This window comes from Chryseobacterium paridis, from assembly GCF_016595215.1.
GTDB lineage: Bacteria > Bacteroidota > Bacteroidia > Flavobacteriales > Weeksellaceae > Chryseobacterium > Chryseobacterium paridis.
In genome coordinates this window covers 923,762-942,244 of record NZ_JAENHK010000001.1, presented here as the reverse complement: position 1 = coordinate 942,244, position 18,483 = coordinate 923,762, and the positions used below count along the sequence as shown (strand labels likewise).

The 18,483-nt window shown below is 34.8% G+C and carries 20 protein-coding genes; 10 read left to right on the top strand and 10 right to left on the bottom strand.

What is annotated here, in order from left to right; translation table 11 throughout:
• Positions 1–320: 320 nt before the first annotated feature.
• From pgi to JHL15_RS04340, 7 genes are read left to right on the top strand one after another with little or no spacing between them, the layout of a single operon-like run.
• Positions 321–1,961, top strand: coding sequence for a glucose-6-phosphate isomerase (pgi, locus tag JHL15_RS04370; protein WP_200243314.1), 1,641 nt, complete (start codon positions 321–323; stop codon positions 1,959–1,961).
• A 30-nt stretch (positions 1,962–1,991) separates the two neighbouring features.
• Positions 1,992–2,876 (top strand): bifunctional 5,10-methylenetetrahydrofolate dehydrogenase/5,10-methenyltetrahydrofolate cyclohydrolase, encoded by an 885-nt coding sequence (locus JHL15_RS04365; RefSeq protein WP_200243312.1) that lies wholly within the window; start codon positions 1,992–1,994, stop codon positions 2,874–2,876.
• Positions 2,877–2,882: 6 nt separating this feature from the next.
• Positions 2,883–3,512, top strand: coding sequence for a 7-carboxy-7-deazaguanine synthase QueE (locus JHL15_RS04360; protein ID WP_200243311.1), 630 nt, complete (start codon positions 2,883–2,885; stop codon positions 3,510–3,512).
• A gap of 43 nt (positions 3,513–3,555) precedes the next feature.
• The gene (locus tag JHL15_RS04355) at positions 3,556–4,926 is read left to right on the top strand and encodes an exopolysaccharide biosynthesis polyprenyl glycosylphosphotransferase (protein WP_200243310.1); all 1,371 of its coding nucleotides are present in this window, start codon (positions 3,556–3,558) and stop codon (positions 4,924–4,926) included.
• 35 nt (positions 4,927–4,961) lie between these two features.
• Positions 4,962–5,714, top strand: a complete 753-nt coding sequence (locus JHL15_RS04350) for an MlaE family ABC transporter permease (protein ID WP_200243298.1) — start codon at positions 4,962–4,964, stop codon at positions 5,712–5,714.
• Positions 5,714–6,529 carry an ABC transporter ATP-binding protein gene (locus JHL15_RS04345; RefSeq protein ID WP_200243296.1) on the top strand — a complete coding sequence of 272 codons (816 nt, stop codon included), beginning with the start codon at positions 5,714–5,716 and terminating at the stop codon, positions 6,527–6,529. The genes JHL15_RS04350 and JHL15_RS04345 overlap by 1 nt, the downstream gene beginning before the upstream one ends.
• Complete coding sequence (locus JHL15_RS04340; RefSeq protein ID WP_200243286.1) at positions 6,513–7,130, top strand: outer membrane beta-barrel protein; 618 nt, start codon at positions 6,513–6,515, stop codon at positions 7,128–7,130. The genes JHL15_RS04345 and JHL15_RS04340 overlap by 17 nt, the downstream gene beginning before the upstream one ends.
• Before the next feature lie 38 nt (positions 7,131–7,168).
• Here JHL15_RS04340 and JHL15_RS04335 read toward each other — a convergent pair whose 3' ends face one another.
• A complete protein-coding gene (locus JHL15_RS04335; RefSeq protein ID WP_200243284.1) occupies positions 7,169–7,480 on the bottom strand; it encodes a hypothetical protein in 312 nt (103 codons plus the stop codon).
• A gap of 64 nt (positions 7,481–7,544) precedes the next feature.
• A complete protein-coding gene (locus tag JHL15_RS04330) occupies positions 7,545–8,351 on the bottom strand; it encodes a M48 family metallopeptidase (RefSeq protein ID WP_200243282.1) in 807 nt (268 codons plus the stop codon).
• A gap of 106 nt (positions 8,352–8,457) precedes the next feature.
• Here JHL15_RS04330 and JHL15_RS04325 point away from each other — a divergent pair, with 106 nt between their 5' ends.
• Positions 8,458–8,994 carry a DUF4251 domain-containing protein gene (locus JHL15_RS04325; protein WP_200243280.1) on the top strand — a complete coding sequence of 179 codons (537 nt, stop codon included), beginning with the start codon at positions 8,458–8,460 and terminating at the stop codon, positions 8,992–8,994.
• Here the strand turns inward: JHL15_RS04325 and meaB are convergent.
• Positions 8,991–9,986 carry a methylmalonyl Co-A mutase-associated GTPase MeaB gene (meaB, locus tag JHL15_RS04320; RefSeq protein WP_200243276.1) on the bottom strand — a complete coding sequence of 332 codons (996 nt, stop codon included), beginning with the start codon at positions 9,984–9,986 and terminating at the stop codon, positions 8,991–8,993. The genes JHL15_RS04325 and meaB overlap by 4 nt on opposite strands.
• Before the next feature lie 141 nt (positions 9,987–10,127).
• On the opposite strand from meaB, the gene JHL15_RS04315 reads away from it, so the two are divergent.
• Together JHL15_RS04315 and JHL15_RS04310 are read left to right on the top strand one after the other, a co-directional pair.
• Positions 10,128–10,421, top strand: a complete 294-nt coding sequence (locus JHL15_RS04315) for a c-type cytochrome (RefSeq protein ID WP_200243266.1) — start codon at positions 10,128–10,130, stop codon at positions 10,419–10,421.
• A gap of 21 nt (positions 10,422–10,442) precedes the next feature.
• Entirely contained in the window at positions 10,443–10,730 is a 288-nt protein-coding gene (locus tag JHL15_RS04310; protein WP_200243264.1) for a cytochrome C, read from the top strand.
• Positions 10,731–10,746: 16 nt separating this feature from the next.
• Here JHL15_RS04310 and JHL15_RS04305 read toward each other — a convergent pair whose 3' ends face one another.
• From JHL15_RS04305 to scpA, 7 genes are all read right to left on the bottom strand, one after another.
• A complete protein-coding gene (locus JHL15_RS04305; RefSeq protein WP_200243262.1) occupies positions 10,747–11,742 on the bottom strand; it encodes an enolase C-terminal domain-like protein in 996 nt (331 codons plus the stop codon).
• 24 nt (positions 11,743–11,766) lie between these two features.
• Positions 11,767–12,282, bottom strand: coding sequence for a tetratricopeptide repeat protein (locus JHL15_RS04300; protein WP_200243261.1), 516 nt, complete (start codon positions 12,280–12,282; stop codon positions 11,767–11,769).
• Positions 12,269–12,967: a peptide chain release factor H gene (gene prfH / locus JHL15_RS04295; protein ID WP_200243260.1), complete on the bottom strand. Its 699-nt coding sequence runs from the start codon at positions 12,965–12,967 to the stop codon at positions 12,269–12,271. Before prfH ends, JHL15_RS04300 begins: the two co-directional genes overlap by 14 nt.
• Before the next feature lies 1 nt (position 12,968).
• Positions 12,969–13,514 carry a nucleotidyltransferase domain-containing protein gene (locus tag JHL15_RS04290; protein WP_200243259.1) on the bottom strand — a complete coding sequence of 182 codons (546 nt, stop codon included), beginning with the start codon at positions 13,512–13,514 and terminating at the stop codon, positions 12,969–12,971.
• 235 nt (positions 13,515–13,749) lie between these two features.
• Complete coding sequence (locus tag JHL15_RS04285) at positions 13,750–15,141, bottom strand: RtcB family protein (protein ID WP_200243258.1); 1,392 nt, start codon at positions 15,139–15,141, stop codon at positions 13,750–13,752.
• 10 nt (positions 15,142–15,151) lie between these two features.
• Positions 15,152–15,904, bottom strand: a complete 753-nt coding sequence (locus JHL15_RS04280) for a hypothetical protein (protein ID WP_200243256.1) — start codon at positions 15,902–15,904, stop codon at positions 15,152–15,154.
• Between the two features lie 435 nt (positions 15,905–16,339).
• Complete coding sequence (scpA, locus tag JHL15_RS04275; RefSeq protein ID WP_200243253.1) at positions 16,340–18,463, bottom strand: methylmalonyl-CoA mutase; 2,124 nt, start codon at positions 18,461–18,463, stop codon at positions 16,340–16,342.
• Between the last annotated feature and the right edge of the window lie 20 nt (positions 18,464–18,483).

The window sequence follows — 18,483 nt, the reverse complement described above, 5'->3', positions numbered from 1 at the left end:
ATGATTGATTTCACAATTTTCAGCTTTGTTAACAGCTTAGTGATGAATGCGAGAAAAAGCATTTTATTGAATCGTAACGGTATGTAAATATACAAAGTTATCATAATATCAATGATGATATCCAAAAATAAATTAAAAAAAAGTCTCAATTCCTAGTAGAACAACAGTACAGCGATTATAACTTTAAGCTATCATCATAATTTTAAATTTTACAGGGATCAATTTTTCTCTTAGGTTTTATTTTTCCTTAAATTTGCATTTTAATTTCAAGATTCCATTAAATTTATTGATTTCCAACCTTGAATTTTAACTTTGAATATATGCTATCAAAAATAAATCCTATACAAACGAACAGCTGGAAAGCACTTGATGAACACTTTGCAGGAAATGATTTCGACTTAAGAACTCTTTTCAAGTATAATGAAAATCGTTTTGAAGAATTCTCATTAAAAAGGGATAATTTTATTTTTGATTATTCTAAGAACCTCATTGACTCAAGAACTAAAGAATTGTTACTAAACTTAGCTGAGGAATGTCAGTTAAAAGATGCAATTTTCAAAATGTTTACAGGAGATAAGATTAATGAGACAGAGGGAAGAGCGGTTCTTCATACTGCTTTAAGAGATTTTTCTGATAAAGCGATCATAGTAGATGGTGAAAATATAAAACCTCAAATCAAAAGAGTACTTGATCATATGAAATCTTTTTCTGAGAAAATTATTTCAGGTGAGCACAAAGGTTTTAGCGGAAAAGAAATAACAGATGTTGTAAACATCGGGATCGGAGGTTCTGATCTTGGCCCTGTAATGGTTTGTTCAGCTTTAAAGCATTTCAAAACACGATTAGATGTTCACTTTGTATCTAATGTGGATGGAAATCATATTGCAGAGGTTGTTAAAAATTTAAATCCAGAAACAACTTTATTTATTATTGCTTCCAAAACTTTTACAACTCAGGAAACAATGACCAATGCGAATTCAGCAAAGGATTGGTTTTTAAAAGTAGGAAAACAAGAAGATGTTGCAAAACATTTTGTAGCCTTATCTACTAATATTGAAGCAGTTAAAACATTCGGAATTGCTGAAGAGAACATCTTTGAATTCTGGGACTGGGTTGGTGGAAGATATTCCCTTTGGAGTGCTATTGGATTAAGCATCGTTTTGGCAGTTGGTTATGAAAATTTTGAAGAATTATTAAAAGGAGCTTTTGATACAGATCAACATTTTCAAAATACTGATTTCTCTGAAAACATTCCTGTTTTAATGGGACTTATAGGTATATGGTACCGTAATTTTTATGCTGCTACAACCTATGCTATTTTACCATACTCTCAATATCTTGATAGATTTGCTGCTTATTTACAGCAAGGCGACATGGAAAGTAATGGAAAGTGTGTTGACAGAAATGGAGAATTCGTTGAGTATGAAACAGGTCCAATTATCTGGGGTGAGCCTGGAACAAATGGGCAACACGCCTTTTATCAATTGATCCACCAGGGGACAGAATTAATTCCAGCAGATTTTATCGCTTATGCAAAAAGCAGCAATAAAGTTTCTGATCATCAGGATAAATTATTGGCTAACTTTTTCGCACAGACAGAAGCACTTGCATTTGGTAAAAATGAAGAAGAGGTAGAAGAAGAATTAAAAAACTCAGGAAAATCCGAAGAAGAAATTGAAGCATTATTAAACTTTAAAGTTTTCCACGGAAACACTCCAACTAATTCAATATTATTCAAGGAGTTAACTCCTTTTTCATTAGGACAACTAATTGCATTATATGAGCATAAAATTTTTGTTCAGGGCGTGATTTGGAATATTTTCAGTTTTGACCAATTTGGAGTGGAACTTGGAAAAGTTTTAGCAAACAAGATTTTACCTGAACTGGAAAGCAATGCACCTATACATTCTCATGATAGCTCAACAAATGGGTTGATCAATTATTATAAAGGAAATAAGTAAAAGAAAGTAAATATCTAATAAAAAAGTAAAATGGCAGAAATTCTTGACGGACTAAAAGTATCCAAAGAAATAAAAGCAGAAATCAAAGTTGAAGTTGAAAAGATCCTTGAAAGCAAGAAAAGAGCTCCACATTTGGTGGCTATTCTTGTAGGAAACAATGGAGCAAGTAAGGCTTATGTAAATGCTAAAGTGAAAGACTGTGAAGAAGTTGGATTTCAATCCAGCCTGATTAAATTTCCTAGCACAGTTTCTGAATCTGAATTATTGGAAAAAATAGATGAATTGAATAAATCTAAAGCAGTTGACGGATTTATTGTTCAGTTACCTTTGCCAGACCAGATCGATCAGGAGAAAATCATTAATGCTATTGATCCTAGAAAAGATGTAGATGGTTTCCATCCTGAAAACTTTGGAAAAATGGCATTGGAAATGGATACTTTCTTACCTGCTACTCCATTCGGAATTCTGACATTATTAGAAAGATATAATATTGAGACGAAAGGTAAAGATTGTGTAATTATCGGAAGAAGTAAAATCGTTGGAAGACCGATGAGTATTTTGATGGGAAGAAAAGATTTTCCTGGAAACTCTACCGTTACACTTACTCACTCTTATACTAAAGATATAGAAGAATACACTAAAAAAGCAGACATTGTGATTACAGCATTAGGAGATCCTCATTTCCTAAAAGGTGAAATGATCAAAGATGGTGCTGTAATCGTAGACGTAGGAATCACAAGAGTTGATAACGACTCTCCAAAAGGATATTACCTTGCAGGTGACGTAGATTTTGACAGCTGTGCTGCAAAAGCAAGCTGGATTACACCTGTTCCTGGAGGAGTTGGTCCGATGACACGAGCTATGTTGATGAAAAACACCATCATTGCTTATAAAACTTCAGTCTATAATGACTAATTTAAAATGAACAAAGAAGAAGATATTTTATTAAATGAAGGTAAAATGCTCCCTGTAATGGAGCATTTTTACACTTTACAGGGAGAGGGAGCACACACCGGAAAAGCAGCCTATTTTATAAGATTAGGAGGCTGTGATGTTGGGTGCCACTGGTGTGATGTAAAAGAAAGCTGGAATCCGGATTTACATCCACTCATGAATGCGGAAGAGATTGCAGAAACGGCAGCAAAACATTGTAAAACAGTAGTATTAACAGGAGGCGAGCCTTTGATGTGGAATTTAGATATTTTAACATCCAGATTAAAAGAGTTAGGATGTACGATTCATATTGAGACTTCAGGAGCATATCCTACAAGCGGTCAATTGGATTGGATCACGCTTTCTCCTAAAAAGACAGGACTTCCGAAGGAGGATGTGTATGCAAAAGCCAATGAATTGAAGGTTATTATTTTTAATAACCATGATTTCTCATTTGCAGAGGAGCAGGCTGCGAAAGTTTCAGAAAATTGTAAATTATATCTTCAGAGTGAGTGGAGTAAGCGTGACGAAATGTATCCTAAAATAACTGATTTTATTTTAGCCCATCCGGAGTGGCAGGCATCTGTTCAGACGCATAAATACCTTAATATCCCGTAAAATTTACGTACCTTAGCTCTTCATATCCCTTATATAGCGATAGATGCAGAGAATTCGATACTCTAGATATTTAAAATCGATTATCCTTTTGCTTGACCTTGTGGTTATTGCAACTGTTTTTATATTCTTTTTTTTAAGCAGAAATCGGGATCTTATACATGATAAAGAAATCTGGTATGAAAATTCTTTTCCTTTGCTTCTCCTTATATCCTTTTGGATTTTATTAAGTGGTAGAACCAAAATTTACAATATTCAGAGAAATATTACCTATACGGTTTTTATTGAACGTATTGTAACTCATTTTCTATTATTTGTAATTGGTTTGGTACTGATAAGAAAGGTAAGCAATAACAAATTTTTCAGTTCAGAATTATCGTGGCTTTCACTATATCTGTTTTCTTTTATACTTATTACCAAATCACTGATTTATTTTGGAATAAAATATTTAAGATCCTTAGGTATCAATAACAGGAATGTGATGTTTCTGGATGAGAACAGTTCTACCAATATTTTAAAGAATATTTTAAAAGAAAGGAAAGATTACGGTTATAGAATTTTCGAGTATAATACTGACAACATAAGTATAGACGAGCTTCAATCTTTTTGGAAAACGAATGGTATACATACATTATTTTTACCTCTGGAAAATACGTTAGATCTAAAGACAGAAGATGACGTCTTCAGATTAGCAGAAGCAAACAAGATACATATCTCCCTTATCCCCAACATATCACAATCTGATTTATTCTCTTACGATTTGGGATATGTGGAAACACAACCTGTTTTAAACCAGGCAAAATACCCTTTAGATTATTATACAAACTATAGTATAAAAAGATTATTTGATATTGTCTTTTCCCTTTTAGTGATTGTTTGTATTTGTTCCTGGTTATTTCCAATAGTTGCTATCCTGATCAAGCTATCATCAAAAGGACCTATTTTTTTCATCCAAAAAAGATATGGATTCCATGAAGAAGTGTTTAGCTGCTTAAAGTTCAGAACGATGGTGGTGAATGATGAATCAGCTACAAAGACAACATCAAATAACGATTCCAGGATAACAGGAATAGGTAAGTTTCTAAGAAAAACAAGTCTGGATGAAATGCCTCAATTCTTTAATGTCTTGAGAGGTGAAATGTCTATTGTTGGGCCACGTCCACATATGTTGGCTGTTGATAATTACTATAAACCAAAAATCGGAAGATACAGCCTCAGAAGTACAGTCAATCCCGGAATTACTGGTCTTGCACAAGTAAATGGATTGAGGGGAGATTCAGGGGATGTTGAAATTCAGATGAAGAAACGTGTTCTTGCAGATGCCTTCTATGTAAGAAATTGGAGCTTTGTATTAGATATGATCATCATTCTGAAAACGATTTTATTAGTTTTAGGTGGAGATAAAAACGCAAAATAGAGAATGCTTAATAAAAAAAAGTCTAATTTAGCAGAATGTTAAAAAAGTTTTTTACAGCCGTAGGAGAATACATGATTCTTCTTGGTAAATCCATGCAAAAACCTCAGAAAATGAGGGTTTTCTGGAAGCTGTTCATGAGAGAAATCAATGATTTAGGAGTCAACTCATTCGGGTTGGTTATCTTTACATCTATATTCGTAGGAGCTGTTGTTGCCATCCAAATGTTCAACAACTTTGACGCTTCATCGTTTCCTATTCCGACTTCCTTTGTAGGATATGCTACAAAAGCAGTATTAGTTTTAGAGTTTTCCCCCACTATCATCAGTTTAATCTTAGCAGGTAAAGTTGGCTCATATATTGCTTCGAGTATCGGAACAATGAGAGTATCGGAGCAAATTGATGCATTAGACATTATGGGTGTTAATTCTCCCAATTTCCTGATCCTTCCTAAAATAATTGCTTGTGTCATCTTTAATCCACTCCTTATAGCAATCAGTATTGTATTTGGTATCGGAGGAGGTTATATTGCAGGAATATTAACAGGAAACTGGACTGAGTCTGACTATGTTACAGGGATACAAATGTATATGCCTAATTTGTTTGTCTACTATGCATTTATAAAAACAATTGTTTTTGCATTTGTCATTGCAACGGTTCCTTCTTATTTCGGTTATAATGTAAAAGGAGGTTCTTTAGAAGTAGGTAGAGCAAGTACACAGGCTGTGGTTTGGACAATGGTGTTTATTATCATCTCCGAGTTAATATTAACCCAATTAATATTAAGCTAATGATTGAGGTAAAAAATCTTAAAAAAAGTTTTGATGATGTTGAAGTGCTTAAAGGAATTTCAACTTCATTTGATAAAGGAAAAGTAAATCTTATTATCGGACAGAGTGGATCGGGAAAAACAGTTTTTCTTAAGAGTTTGCTGAATGTTTATCAGCCTTCTTCAGGAGAAATTCTTTTCGATGGTAAGGATATTAACGTCATGACTCGGGAAGAAAAGCAGCATTTACGTTCGGAAATCGGAACTGTATTTCAAGGAAGTGCGTTGTTCGACTCTTTGACAGTAGAGGAAAACATCATGTTCCCTCTGGATATGTTTACTAATCTAACTTTCAGAGAAAAGAAAAAAAGAGTTTTTGAGGTTATTGGTAGGGTACATTTAGACAAAGCCAACAAAAAATACCCTTCTGAGATTTCTGGTGGTATGCAAAAGCGTGTAGCCATTGCGAGAGCGATTGTCAACTATCCAAAATATTTATTCTGTGATGAACCCAATTCAGGACTAGATCCTTATACATCTAATGTAATTGATGATCTACTGCTTGAAATCACAAAAGAATATAACACGACTACGATCATTAATACACATGATATGAACTCTGTAATGACGATAGGTGAAAAGATCGTCTATCTGAGATTAGGGATCAAGGAATGGGAAGGAAATAAAGACATTCTGATTACTGCGGGCAATAAAAATCTTATTGACTTCGTTTATTCTTCAGAACTGTTTAAGGAATTGAGAGTGTATTTACTAGAAAATAATAAAACGATTGATAATACAATCACAAAACTAGATGAAAATGAAACAGATATTTAGTGTAGCACTATTAGGTCTATCCATGTTTGCTTCGGCGCAGTTATCTCTTGCAGCTAAAGCAAATTTAATTTTTCCAACAGGTTCACCATCGTGGAAAAATATTTCTAATACAGCAAGTGCAGCAATAGACAACACAGGTAAGAATAATGTAGGGTTCAATGTGGGACTTTCTTTGAAAGCAAATCTTCCTATGGCTTTTTTCTTAATGCCGGAATTGTATTATACAACTTTCAGAAACGAATTTACAGATCCTGCATCCAATACCACTTTCAAGATTAAAAACAATCGTATTGATTTACCAGTTCTTGTGGGACATAAGGTATTAGGAGATATGCTGGGAGTATTTATTGGACCTGTTGCAAGTTATAATCTAAGCAAAGAAGATACTTTCAATGATTTTAAAGAAAATGCAAGAGACAACTTTACTGTTGGGTATCAATTCGGAGCACAGGTTGAAATAAAAAAATTACTGATCAATGCAAGATATGAAGGTGCATTCAGTAAAGATCAAAGAAATTTTATAAACAGAGTATCTGGTGAAGAGATCAGATATGACAACCGTCCTAATTTATTTATGGTAGGTTTAGGATATAAATTTTAATCGAAAGAAAATAACAACTATTAAAAAATCCTCAAGTATTATACTTGAGGATTTTTATTTTGATTTTCCAATTCAACCTGTCGTTTTGCAATTTCAGCAGCTTGTTTTTCAAGCTCTTCTTTATCTTTTTGCAACTGCTTGAATTCTTTTCTTTTTTGTTCTTCTTTAATAGCACTTCCCTTACTAAGATATCCTACCATTCCTCCGATAATGAGACCAATCCCAATTCCACCCATAATTCCCATAATATGAGAGAGCTTGATCTGTTCTACAGCAAAGTCTGTAGTTAAGTAAAAGAGTAATGCCGATACTGCTAAAAGTATAAGCCCAGTAATTGATATACTTTTCATAACGTTGTGTTTTGGTGATTAAAGCTTTACCAATTTACAAAATTTTAAATAAAGCTATTTCCGACTATATTTTCCCTCCAGCACTCTTATAATATTCCAGAGCTTTTGGTAAGTTTTTCTGAATATCTGAAATTCTTGTTTCCGGATTTGGGTGAGTAGATAAGAACTCCGGCTGTCTGTTTCCTGAAGATGCAGCCTCCATTCTGTTCCAGAAAGGAATAGCTTCTCTAGGATCATATCCCGCCATTGACATTAATAATAATCCCATCTGATCAGCTTCCGACTCCTGATTTCTTCCATATTTCAACAAGGCTACCTGAGAACCGATTGGATATACTTTCTGGAAAATACTTGCCCATTGTGAATTAGAGATTGTACCTCCTAAAATACTCCCGCCATATTGAGCAACCATTGCCTGAGAAATCCTTTCATTTCCGTGACCTGCCAAAGCGTGAGAAACTTCATGTCCCAAAACAACCGCAAGGCCATTATCATTTTTAGTTACAGGTAATATCCCTGTATATACGGCTACTTTTCCGCCTGGCATACACCATGCATTCAACTCATTACTCTGGAGAAGATTGAACTCCCAGCTATAATTAGCAAGATCCGCTGATCGGCCTATACTTTGATAGTATCTTTCAGCTGCGCCTTTTATTCTGCTTCCAACGCTTACTACTCGTTTTGCATCTGCAGTACCAGAAATAATTTTAGATTTAGCCAATGTTGTTTTATACTCCTGAGAGGACATTGTTAATATTTCGGAATTATTCGCTATCTGCAAAGAAGATCTACCCGTAATAGGGTTTGTGGTACAAGCTACAAGTGATAAAGCAATTGCTCCTACTCCTAATAGATAAGTTATTTTCATATTTTAAGTGTTAATAATTCAACTTTAACAATTATTATTCCAAAAAGTTTTACAACCTCTATATTTGCATACATTTTGCTATTTAAATTTAATAATATTTAAGGTTATGAAAAAATATATTTCACTTATATTCATTTTAGGACTTGTGTTCTTTTTCCAAAGCTGCTCTTCTCAAAATACCGGAGATCCTAAAATGGTAGATGCCTTGGTAAATTCGAAGGAATTTACATTTCATGCGGAAAGAGCAAACCCTACCAACTATGATGTTATCAACATCATGAACTCTATGCCAAATTCAACCTCTACGAGAATTCTTCAGCTTAATGGCAATTATACTGTTGAAATCAGAAAAAATAATTTAGAAGTTACCTTACCTTACTTTGGCAGATTATTTAATCCAACATATGGAAATACAAGCAATAACAGTTACCGATTTACTTCAAAGGATTTTACATTAACTCAATCACAAAATAAAAAAGGAAACTGGATCGTAAGGATCAAACCTAATGATGTAAATAATGTGGATGAAATTAATATTGAGGTGTATAAAAATGGAAAAGCTTTTACTTCTGTACGAAGTAATGACAGACAGCCAATAACGTACGATGGATTCATATCTAAAAACGAGCCGACTACTCCTTAACCTTTATCATTTTCATTAGATAAAAATCGCTCTACAAATAATTTTGCTTCGGTACTTGGATTAGAAACCATTGCCGAAGCATTTTTTTTGTGTTGAAGATAGGCTTCCTCCACAGTGTCACTTTTCTTCATCATTGCTAAGATATATTCCTGAACCCAGTATTCAAATCTTTTTTCCGCCTGCTGAATTCTGACATTCTCAAAACTTCCTATATTTTTTTTCAAATCAATAAATTCATCAATGGTATCATAAATACCTTCCAGTCCTTTGTTATGAAGGGCAGATCCTAATAGAATAGGAACTTTCCATCCTTTTTCTTTCGGAGGAATAAAGTCAAGAGCTCTTTTGAGTTCAAGTTTTGTATTTTTAGCTTTCTGCAAATTACTTTCCTCAACTTTGTTGATGAAAATAATATCAACCATTTCCATTATCCCTCTTTTGATCCCCTGCAGCTCATCTCCACCACCAATAATCTTAAGAAACAAAAAAACATCAGTAATATCGGCGACCAAAACTTCGGACTGCCCCACTCCTACTGTTTCAATAAGAATATAATCATACCCTGCTGCTTCACAGATCATCATGGTTTCAAATGTAGTATTGGCAACTCCTCCTAAAAAGCCAGAGCTGGGAGAAGGTCTTATAAATGCATTTTCTTCTTTTGCTAATTCTTCCATCCGGGTCTTATCCCCTAAAATACTTCCTTTATTGATTGCAGAGCTTGGATCAATAGCAAGAACAGCTACTTTTTTGTTATGAGTAATGGCTAATCTCCCAAAGTTTTCGATAAAAGTTGATTTTCCCGCTCCCGGAACTCCTGTTATCCCAATTCTAATGGACTTCCCAGTAAATGGCATTATCATTTTAAGCAATTCTTCAGCCTGTAAACGATGTTCAGCTTTTTTGCTTTCAACTAAAGTAATAGCTTTTCCAATCAGGCGCTTGTTTCCTGATCGTATCCCATCTATTAAGTCTTTGGTAGAAAATTTCATTGATTCAAAAATATAAAAATATGTTCCAAAACACCTCACAAATACCCTTTAATTTTATTTCTTCTAAATTAAAACTACGGTTGATTTTATCAATGATATAAGGAATTTATTACATTTGTTATCAATCAAATAAAAGAAACAATGAAAAAAATAATCGCTATAGCATCTTTTGCTGCTGTTTTGTTAGCTTCATGTACTTCAAAATCATCAACAGCAACTTCAGCTATAGGGCCTGCAGTTTCTACTGCCGAGCAAATTGCTCAGGGTAAAACCATTTTTGAAAGCTCTTGTACAAGATGTCATAAGTTACCAGATCCTACATCTCACAATTCAGTTCAGTGGGTAGGAATTATGAATTCGATGGCTCCAAAAGCAAAATTGACGGATGAGCAGCACCAATGGGTTTACGATTATATCGTTTCTGTGAAAAAATAAATCACATCTAAAAATATTACAATGAAAAAGTTAGTTTTAAGTATTATTCTGGGTTCAGTCTTCATGGTTTCCTGTGGTCCCAAAAGTGTAGCCGTAACAGGGCCAAAGTATACTGCATCTGAACAGCTAGCTCAAGGTAAAACCATTTTTGAAAACTCATGCAACAAATGCCATAAATTACCGGATCCGGCAAAACATGATGATCAAGGATGGATAAAAACTTTAAGTAGAATGGCTCCAAAAGCTAAACTGACTGATGATCAGCACCAAATGGTTTTTGACTATCTGATTTCCGTAAATAAAAAATAAGCTTTCAATTGAAAGCTTATTTTTTTAATTCTATTCCTAATCCGGGTTTTTCAGACAGTTGTATTTTCCCGTTTTCTACAAAACTACCCATTGCATAATCATTGGAAATCAGATTGGCACCATCCAGATCTGTATAATCAACAAGTCCCGTTAATACACAGCCAGCAGAAATTCCTACTGTAGATTCTGTCATACAGCCTATCATGATCTTATAATTCAGCTCCCGTGCTTTTTTTATCATTTTCAGTGCGGGTGTTAGCCCTCCACATTTCATTAACTTGATATTTACACTTTTATAATAAGGTCTTAATTCATCTAAAGAATCTAAATCCTGACAATCTTCATCAGCCATCCAATTGGCAAAGCCTTCTTTTTTCAAAATTTGATAATGATCGATTGGCCTTGGCTGTTCCAGATATGAAAATTTGTCTACTCCCTGCTCTTCCTGAAGCCAGACACAATCTTCGTTATTAAAACTGGCATTGGAATCTAAAGCAATATGACTGTTTAACGCTAATAGCTTTTTGATATCATTTTTATTCAAACCCTTACATTTTACTTTAAACCTATTCCATTTGCTTGTTTCAATTTCCTCAATCTGTTTGTAGATATCTCTTATAGAAATTGTAATGGAGCTTTCTACTAATCCGGCTGATGGAAGATTATTAAGTTCTATAAAACTCTTCCTTTCAAGCTTTCCAAAAATATCCCAGTAGGCACAATCCAAAGCTGAAAGTAAAAAAGGATGCAGATCCAAAAGAACCAAAAATCTATAAAACTCTTCAGGATGCTCTATCTTTCTGGCTTCAATTTCTTCCTGAAATCTTTTTAACTTAAAAACGAAACTTCCGAGATCTATCTTGTAATAATCTATTGCAACGCATTCTCCATATCCATGACAATTCTGATAAGACAGTTCTATAAGTAGGCTATCTCTCATATCATAATTACCATAGGCAATGGAAAATGTTTCTTTTAAATAAAGTTTTTTAAGTTCAAAGCGAAGTTTCATACATAAATTTACAAAAAAGGAGACTTATTCCGCCTCCTTCTTCTTTTTAGGTTGTTTTTTCTTCGGCATTTTAGATTTCACAAATCTCTCACGTTCTTTTATTAATTCAAAACTGCCATAAGTAAAACAATACTTTCTGGCTTCCTTTAAAAATTTCAATGCGTTTATTAAACTTCCTCTTTTCTCAGAAAGCAAGGATCTATAAAGCCATATAGTTGATTTATCAATCCCTTTAATTTTCAATGAAAATCTAATGAGCTTTTCAGCTTCATAGAAATCTTCATTATCTAAAAGACATTTAATATAATACTGTGGAACATTTAAGTTCGTCACATCGCAAAGCATGGCTTCTTCAAAATAGAGCTTTGCTTTTTCATAATCTGTCAACATTTCGCTGTAAATACGTCCCATTAAACAAAGACTGTCTGCATCTTCCGGGTCGTAGGACAACGCATAGTTCAGAGCTTCCAAACAATCTGGAAGACTGTAAGGATAATTATCTAAGGCCTCAAAGTAATATTTATTTTTAGTTAAGGTCATTTTTTAAGTTTTTAAGTTCGTTTTTAAGGGTATTTCTTGTTTTCTTGAAAGATTTATCCTTATAATTATTTTTAAAATCAGTTCCGGAAAAAGTACGAATCGGATTTCCTCTTTGCACCTGCAAATGGTTGTTCCAGGTTTCCTGCATTCTTTTTTCTAATTGTTGAATATGTAGCTCCATTACCTTTTCTTTTAAGCGGATGATTGAAAGCTTTTTATTTTCCAACTGAGAGCGGGAGTTCTGCGCAAAAACACTTTGTCCGGTTGGCAAATAAGTCGCCCGAACAGCAGTATTTACCTTGTTTACATTTTGTCCGCCACTTCCCTGGCTTCTCGCTGTCTGAAACTGGATATCTTTTTCATTAAAATCAATCTTTGTAATATCCTCAATTTCAAAAATACCAATGAACCAATTGCTTCTTTTATGTAGTTTTCTGAAAGTACTTTTCCCTGTCCAGCAAATGCTTCCTAGCCAGCTTTTCAAAAATTCAGAAGTCTGTTTCCCTTTTAAAATTAAAGTAACTGATTTCAATGTGAGGTTTTCATCCCCATTTTCTCTGTGGATGATTTCGTATTCTATTTTTTCCTGTTTTATTTCTTCAAGAAAAACCTTCAGAACTTTTGCGACTACCCATTGGCATTCTAAAGGTCCTCTTCCTGAAGTAATCTGTATGATTTTGTCCATTTTATTTAGGTATTTCACTCAACCTGGGGTGACCAACCGGATTAATTCCTTTTTCCAGTAATTCTTTTGCGGCCATAACTGCCCAACATTTATCACTGGAATGAATGTTTCTGTAAAAAGTGAGTAACAATTCTGGTTTAACGACTGTAAAGCCATTAGCTTCAATCGTTTCCAGATCATCTCTCTCAAAAAAATCGATGGTAATTCTATGGAATTTATTGTTTTCCATTTCGATTGTTTTCTCATACCTTCTGAAGTTTTCTTCACTTGGTAGATGGTCATAACGAGTCCAAACCTTTTGAAAGCCTTCTTCTTGTAAGATCATAACAACCTCAGCAACATTTTCTTTTTTTACAAAAACATCAATATCCTTATGATCATGTGCATGTTTGTATTCCGTATGTCCTATTTCTGACATATAATGCCATGCCCAACCTCCAGATAGAATGATTTTATTTTTTAATTTTTCTAAAATTGCAAGTCCGTATTGAATTCTGAATTCCGGCCAGACCTCACCGTATCTTTTTATATTATGTGGTGCTCCCATTTCTTTATTTTTTAGTTTTTTTAATTTGTCATTTCGAATACAGGATGAAATCCTGCGAACATAGTTCAGAAGTGCAACGAGAAATCTTTATTATTGAGATTCTTCATTTCGCTCCGCTCCATTCTGAATGACAGCCTACTTTCCTAGCCCTGATTGCAATGAAAATCCTTTTGCTTTTCTTTGACGTAAGGAAAAGCAAAAGATTGTAATGGAAAGCAGGATTAAGCTTCTGATTTTATTTATCCATTCTCACAATTCGTGGTTGAAAAGTTCCGAGGATATCGACAAGCTCGCTTTGTGCATTCATCACTTCATTGATATCCTTGTAAGCCATTGGTGCCTCTTCTGTATTTCCACCCATCAAAACTACATTCTTGAGTTTTAACTCCTTTTTAATGTCATTTTGCGTGAACAGATTTCTACATTCTCCTCTCGAATGTGCTCTTCCGGCACCATGTGAAGCAGAATTCAGGGATTCAGGATTTCCTTTTCCCCGGACAATGAATCCTTTCGCCGTCATGGAACCTGGAATCATACCCAATTCATTTTCATTAGCTGGTGTAGCTCCTTTCCTGTGAACAATCACTTCTTTTCCATTATGGATCTCTTTCCATGCAAAATTGTGATGGTTTTCGATCCTTGCCTTTACTCTTCCACCAACTGCTTTTACCAATCTTCTATGGATGTCATCATGACAAGCGGAAGCATAGTCTCCTGCAAGATTCATCGCTGTCCAATATTCCAATCCAAGGTGCGTGCTGAGATCCAGCCATGCAAAGTTCTGTGCTTCTTTAGGTAATGGACATTGCTCTGTTGCCACTCTGGAGTAATATTGAGCTATTTCAGCTCCTAATCCACGTGAACCGCTATGCGATAGGATTCCAAGGTATTTTCCTTTTGGAAGTCCTATCTGCACATCTTCTTCGGTAATTTCTACCTCCCCAAATTCTACAAAGTGATTTCCTCCACCTGAAGATCCCATTTGTTTGATTGCTTTCCCCTTTAATCTTCTTAAGATGGGTATCATATCAAATGTATCTCTATCGAAAATCTCATGTTCTACTTGAGATTTATGGGTTTCATACATCCCGAATTTGGTATGTTCTGCGAGTGCTTTTTCATATTTATCTTTAGCACCATCCAGATATGAAATTGGTGTATCCAAAATACTAAGGCTCATTCTACAACCGATATCCATTCCTACTCCATAAGGAATCACGGCATTTTCAACAGCCAGAACTCCTCCAATCGGGAGCCCATATCCACTGTGAGCATCAGGCATTAAAGCACCCTGAACGGACACCGGTAATTTTAAAGCAGTGTATAATTGATTCATTGCTTCTTCTGAAATATTATCCCCAAAGATTTGAAATGAAGCACGTTGTGTATTCAACATCCGTTTTTCGGTTTTCTTTGACGAAAGCAATTCTTCAGCAATTTGCCCAAATGTTAAATCCTTTTCGAAATTCTCAGGATTGAGCATGATTTCTTTTAAAAGAGATTTTACATAATGAATATTTTTGGTTGCGAAGTTTCTCTTCATAACTTCCAAAGCGATATTAACACTCTGATTGTTTGGATAACCAATTTTTAATATATCTTTTCCTTTTAGTTTTAAATTTCCCATTGTTTTTGTTTTAAACATTGTTGGACTCTCGGTCCTCTAAATAGTCTGCAAATTCTGTTGCAGACATTGTGTAGTGGAAGTATTTTATACTTTCGATAAGATTAATTTTTTCATCGTCATATCTCCATTTACGCGATTTCCCATATATTTTTTTACAAATAATACCCCTGACCTTATATTGATCCAGATAGGATTCCAGTGCATCATATTCTTTTTCTAATTCCAGGTCTAAAGGCTTATAATGGGTAATCATATAAGGCCTTACTCTTAAAATAAATCGCCAGGATTCGATGAATTCGTAGTAGATTTCATATGATTTTCGGATGGGACAATAGCTTTCTCTTTTCAGGAAATATTGTTTCTCCCTGACGGTCAATCCCAGCTTTGGATCATTCCACTGATAGAGTGAAAGCCGAGCCAGTTTTTGCTCTCTTGGCACATATATTCTTCTACCAAATTTTCTTTTCTTTTTTAAAAATTTTCGGTTTTCAGAGTAGGTATGTGTGTTGATTTTATTGAGAATGCCATCAAAGAAGTCTCCATCTTTAGATCTCTTCACATCGTCCCTTACAATAAAGGATCTTACAAATCCCTTCTGATAAGGTTTTTCCAAAGGAATCAAAGGAATTTCTCTTCTTATCTTACTGAGCTCCTTACTACGTTTATATTTTTTTCTTATCTGCTTTTCTACATCTTTTTTAATTATTCTTTTTCTACTTCTAACAGTTCTTAGCCGGTAAAAGAGAAGGTGATCATTTTCCAATACTGTTTCGATATTAGATGCAAGCTTTTGAATACCTCACATCAAATTCTATCCAACTAGTATTTTAGTTGAACCGGTTTATAATGATGAACGTTTTGTGAATTCAATCAATCGAGATTTTTTCACATCGTTCGGAATAACACTAAAAAAGATTTCGGGGAAACTGGAAGTTTGAAATATTGCGCAATAAAAAACCCGAAATCTCTACGACTTCGGGTTTTGATATTTCAATATACTATTGTTCTATGAGTGTACCAAACCACGAAGCCTTACCACCATAAGGGGTAATCCAACTGTAGAATTCTTTTGAAATTTGAACATTGCTTCGTTGTTTTTAATTGGTTAAACTTTATTTTCAGCTGCAAATATATACATTTTTCTGAAACTGAATTATTTTTTTAATAAATTCTCAAAATATTAAGGAAACTTATTGTATTACTTTTTATGTAAAAACATATCCAGGATCTCTACAGCACACTTTGGAAGATTGGTTCCCGGGCCGAAAATAAAATCGGCTCCGTTAGCATATAGAAATTCGTAATCCTGTTGTGGAATTACACCACCTACTACAATGGTAACATCATCTGCTCCTAGTTTTTTTAATTCTTCTACAACTTGTGGAACTAAAGTTTTATGACCTGCTGCCAGTGAAGAAACACCTAAAATATGAATATCATTTTCAACAGCTTGTTTTGCTACCTCTTCAGGAGTTTGGAATAAAGGAGCAACATCCACATCAAATCCCATATCCGCAAATGCTGTGGCTACTACTTTCGCTCCTCTGTCATGACCATCCTGTCCCATTTTGGCAACCATTAATCTCGGACGTCTTCCTTCTTCTTCTTCAAATTTTTGAGTCAGATGAAGGGCTTTTTCAAAATATTCATTCTTGCTGGCGTTCATAGCATATACTCCTGAAATTGTTCTAATATTTGCTTTATATCTACCAAAGCTTTCTTCCATCGCATCACTCATTTCTCCAAGTGTTACCCTTCTCCTCGCAGCTTCAATACATAATGCTAAAAGGTTTCCTTTTCCTGTTTTTGCACTTTCTCTGATTTCGTTTAGGATCTGATCAACAGCTTCAGTATTTCTTGTTTCTTTTATAGAATCTAATCTTTCGATCTGCTTTCTTCTAACCTCCGTATTATCAATATCCAGGATCTCTATAGGCTGCTGTTTCAAAGAGGATTTAAAAGAATTAACACCTATAATAAATTCTTCGCTGCTATCAATTTTAGCCTGCTTTTTAGCTGCCGCTTCTTCAATTCTCATTTTAGGAATTCCGGCTTCAATAGCTTTTGTCATTCCTCCTTCCTGCTCTACCTCATCGATGTATCTCATCGCCTCTTCAATCATCTGCTGTGTAAGGCTTTCCACCAGATTGCTTCCTCCCATCGGGTCTACAACATCACAAATCCCGCTTTCCTGCTGTAAAATGATCTGTGTATTTCTGGCAATTTTCGCAGAATAATCTGTCGGGAGAGCAATGGCTTCATCCAATGCATTCGTATGTAGAGACTGTGTTCCGCCCAATGCTGAGGATAAAGCTTCAATAGCTGTTCTGGTAATATTATTAAAAGGTTCTTGCTCTGTCAGAGACCAACCGGATGTTTGAGAATGGGTTCTTAAGGCTAACGATTTCGGATTTTGAGGATCAAATTGTTTTAAAAGATTAGCCCAGATATATCTCGCTGCACGCATTTTGGCAATTTCCATAAAATGGTTCATCCCGATTGCCCAGAAAAAAGAAAGTCTTGGAGCAAAATCATCCACATTCATACCTGCCTTAATTCCTGTTCTCACATACTCCAAGCCATCAGCTAATGTATAAGCCATTTCTAAAACCGGAGTTGCTCCGGCTTCCTGCATATGATATCCTGAGATAGAAATCGAGTTGAATTTTGGAATATTTTTAGAAGTATATTCAAAGATATCCGCAATGATCTTCATAGAAGGTGCTGGCGGATAAATATAGGTATTTCTTACCATGAACTCTTTCAAAATATCATTCTGAATAGTTCCTGAAAGCTGGTCTTGTTGTACTCCCTGCTCTTCAGCAGCAACAATATAAAATGATAAAATGGGAAGAACAGCACCATTCATTGTCATGGAAACTGAGATTTGATCTAAAGGTATTTCATTGAATAAGATCTTCATATCCTCCACAGAATCAATAGCAACTCCAGCTTTCCCAACATCACCAACTACTCTTGCATGATTGGAATCATATCCTCTATGGGTTGCGAGATCAAATGCCACAGAAAGTCCTTTCTGTCCTGCTGCTAAGTTTCGTCTATAAAATGCATTGGACTCTTCTGCTGTAGAAAAACCTGCATACTGACGTACAGTCCAGGGTTTTTGAACATACATCGTGGAATATGGTCCTCTCAAATAGGGTGAGATTCCCGGAGATGTTTCTGTGAGCGCTTTATTTTTAACATCTTCATGGGTGTAAGATGATTTGAGCTCTAATCCATCTTTTTCGAAATTATAAATTTCGCCCTCTTTAGGTAGTATATGTAGATCCAGTTTTCTTACAGAAATTGTCTTTCGCATTTCAATAATTTTATCCCCGT